Genomic DNA, 3,129 nt, shown 5'->3' with positions numbered 1-3,129 from the left:
GTCTTGAACTATCTATTGGAATTTTCATACCTTTGTAGTAAATGGTTCCTATTCCCAAGCCTATTCCGTACTTTTTCATTTCTTTAAAGAACTGCTTAAAATCGTTAGAAAAGGGATCTACTGTAAACAAAACTGGAAACCCTGATGCTTTTACGGTATCCTCGTCCATATAGCCGACAAGTTTTCCGTTTGAGGCTACAACATAGAAGTCGTCAAACTTTATAACCTGCATTTCAGCTCCGGAAAGCAGAAAAATAAGGGGGAAAATCCCCCCTTAACTTACTGGGCGTTGCTGGAGATAGTTCCTGTGAAGCTTGAGAGGAGAGTACTGATAAGCTGTCCCTGGAACACGTAGTCGTTAATGAAGTAAATACCGACTGCGGCAACAACCACACCTATAAAGGCCATTTTGATAGCTTCTATACCACCCTTGAGAACGGGGTTTTCTTCGTCCTGGGATCTCTTGGCCGCAGAATATCCTTTGTAGAATCCAAATACTCCCATTCCAATAGGAAGCATTGCAAGAAGCACTACCACTACAAGGAGAATCATATAAAGACCACCACCGACAACGTTGATAAGCTTTCTTACAGCCTCTAACGGATCATAGGCGTATGCAGGCAGAGAACTTATAATAGCTATTCCACCACCGAGAGCAAGGCTGTTTTGATATTTCTTTACAGCCTCTTTTACCCTTTTTACCATTACTGACCTCCCGATAACTTTTCCGATATTCTACTACTTAACCTTGATCCAACAGGGAAATAAAAGTATAATTAAGAGTTGATAATCTTCCCTGAACAGAGGTTCATATGGAAAGTGAAAAAGTTTTCAGCATAGCAGGATTAAAAGGGAGTGTATATAGGCCCATTTACATCGTAAGTGGAAAAAACTGCTGGAAAGTAGAGGATAGTACACTAAAAGAAGTAAACATAGCAGAGGTAGAAAATGGCTATTTTATAGGAACAAACCTGAAAGATTTTGTTAAAGAACTATGGAAGTTAAAGGGAATACTTCCTTTATCTTTATGGGATATAGAGCTTGTAAGGAAGTACACCGATCCAGCCGGAAAGGAATTTCAGGAATCTGAACCACTAAAAATAATTTCTCAATTTGAGAAGCAGTTTCTAAATATTTTAAGCTATTTGAGTGAGAACGATTATTACATAAAAGAAAAAACAGTTTTTGCGAAAAGAAAAGTACCTGCTGTTATACTAATGACGGCAGTTGGAATCCAGCTTTCTGCCTTACTTGAATATTATGGAGTTCCATTAGATAGAGAAGAGGTAGTAAAGAGGCTTGCAGTTCTTGAAAAGGCAAAAGAGGATTTTGCAGTAGACTTTTTTGCCAGGTTCGGATTTAAGCCAACGGATAAAGAAATAAGAGAATTTATAACTTCGGTCAGGTTATCTTCGCTAAAAAAAGAACACATTTTATCTTTATGGGACAGTTTTAACGAAACAGAAAGAGAGATTTTAATAGAAAGGTGGAGAAAGAAAGAGATTGAAAGAACTGTAGCACTATTAAAGAAAATGAAAGATGGTCTGAAAAACGGCCGTATTTATCCAGAATGGAATATGGAAGCAAAAACAGGAAGAATGGCCTGTAGAGAACCCAATCTGATGGCACTTCCTAAAAACTTTTCAGAAGAGCTGTTTAATGTGAGAAGTGTAATCAAACCTGAAAGGGGAAATGTGTTTGTAAAGATAGATTTTCCCCAGCTTGAACTTCTGGCACTATCAAAGGTAATTGAATACTTTTACGAATCTATCGTTGTAGAAGGGCAGGTTTTTGACTTTGAGCTTGAGTTTGCACTTAAGAAAGCACTTGAATCTGATGTTCACACAGAAGTGGCAAAAGCGTTTTTTTCAGAAAAAGAGATAGAATCCAACAGAAAAAAGTGCAGGCAATTTGCAAAAACTTTTATCTTTTCATTCCTTTACGGTGCAAAAGAAAAGTTAAAATATCAGTTGTCCAGACTGCTGGGACCTGATCTAACAGATTCTGATGTAGAAACCTATATACGGCTCTTTTATCAAAAGTTTCCCGACATAGAGTTTTACCACAAAACCGTAAGTGGTGGTGGAGAATACATTTTGCCGACAGGGACAAAGGTAATAATTACCAAGAAAACTGAAGCTCTAAATTATCCTGTTCAGAACTATGCAAGTTTAATCGTTTATAGATTTTTGAAAGAGGTTTTTGCTGTCCTAAAAAGGTATATGGTTGAGGGTAAGGTAAAACCTGTCTTGTTCGTTCACGATGAAGTAGTATTTGAGTGTTCAGAGGAGACGGCTGAATTCGTAAAAGACATTCTTGAAAAAACAATGACTGCCACAATATACAGGCATACTGGATTAGTAAAAAAGGAAAAGGCTCAAATACTTGAAAGGTACGGATAAGGTCTTATATTAGAGGATAGGATTCCCGGTCTTTGAAAGCCGAATAGGGAGCGTCCCTGTAAACCCCTATAAGAGGAGGGCTCTTGAGAGGATTGTTTGTTTACAGGGATGAACTACCCTGTTTTTACTTTAACGGCAAACCAAGGCCGATACTTATATTGATCAAACATGACCTAATCATTAAAACAAAATTTTACGAATCAAAATTTAAATCAGTCTTCAGAGCAGATGTTATTGGAAACGATAAGATAATCATTTCTATATCAAACGGAGATTTTGACCCGAGGATGATAGGCTGGGTACCCGTAAAGAGCACTACGGCCGAAAAATTTGAGATCATCGCTCCGGTTGCACCGGGGACGTATCAAGGGGTATCACTCCTTGACGATACGGAAGTGCTGAAGGTGGTTTCAGCCCGGATGTTCGTAGCAGTTTACAGGAAACTGACGGGCGAGGTTCTGACTCTACCTTTTGATCCGACTACGGAAAAGGTGGTGAGGTTCGTAAAGAGCAGGCTCTTCATAACTCCGGAAATGATGGTCAAGTGGCTGAACCACCCGGAACTCTCAGAGTGCTTCCAGGTAGGGCTCCGGATACCCAAACCTGAAGAACAGGCAAACGAAAGCTAAAACCTAACTAACCAGACCGGAAATCTTGGGACGCTCCCTATTCGGTTAACAACAAAAAGTTTCGGCCAAATCTCCTCCTTTTTAACAAAATCGGATAA

General features: G+C 39.1%; 4 protein-coding genes. 2 read left to right on the top strand and 2 right to left on the bottom strand.

Annotated features, from left to right (window positions below; all coding sequences use genetic code 11):
- Nucleotides 1-232: hypothetical protein (locus tag MV676_RS06790; RefSeq protein ID WP_297446082.1), on the bottom strand; the 232-nt coding region annotated here is incomplete at its 3' end.
- Nucleotides 233-279: 47 nt separating this feature from the next.
- Nucleotides 280-705 (bottom strand): hypothetical protein, encoded by a 426-nt coding sequence (locus MV676_RS06785; protein ID WP_297446079.1) that lies wholly within the window; start codon nt 703-705, stop codon nt 280-282.
- A 107-nt stretch (nt 706-812) separates the two neighbouring features.
- Here MV676_RS06785 and MV676_RS06780 point away from each other — a divergent pair, with 107 nt between their 5' ends.
- Both MV676_RS06780 and MV676_RS06775 read left to right on the top strand, forming a co-directional pair.
- Entirely contained in the window at nt 813-2,402 is a 1,590-nt protein-coding gene (locus MV676_RS06780) for a DNA polymerase (RefSeq protein ID WP_297446076.1), read from the top strand.
- An 83-nt stretch (nt 2,403-2,485) separates the two neighbouring features.
- Complete coding sequence (locus tag MV676_RS06775) at nt 2,486-3,031, top strand: hypothetical protein (RefSeq protein WP_297446073.1); 546 nt, start codon at nt 2,486-2,488, stop codon at nt 3,029-3,031.
- Nucleotides 3,032-3,129 lie beyond the last annotated feature (98 nt).

The sequence above is a fragment of the Desulfurobacterium sp. genome, assembly GCF_027028515.1.
Classification (GTDB): domain Bacteria; phylum Aquificota; class Aquificia; order Desulfurobacteriales; family Desulfurobacteriaceae; genus Desulfurobacterium_A.
Note: the sequence above shows the minus strand (reverse complement) of the source record. Positions and strands in the feature narration are given on the sequence as shown.

What these genes read in the sequence shown, in the direction of transcription:
- MV676_RS06780 (WP_297446076.1), top strand. Translation starts at nt 813, where the DNA reads ATGGAAAGTGAAAAAGTTTTCAGCATAGCAGGATTAAAAGGGAGTGTA.
- MV676_RS06785 (WP_297446079.1), bottom strand. Translation starts at nt 705, where the DNA reads ATGGTAAAAAGGGTAAAAGAGGCTGTAAAGAAATATCAAAACAGCCTT.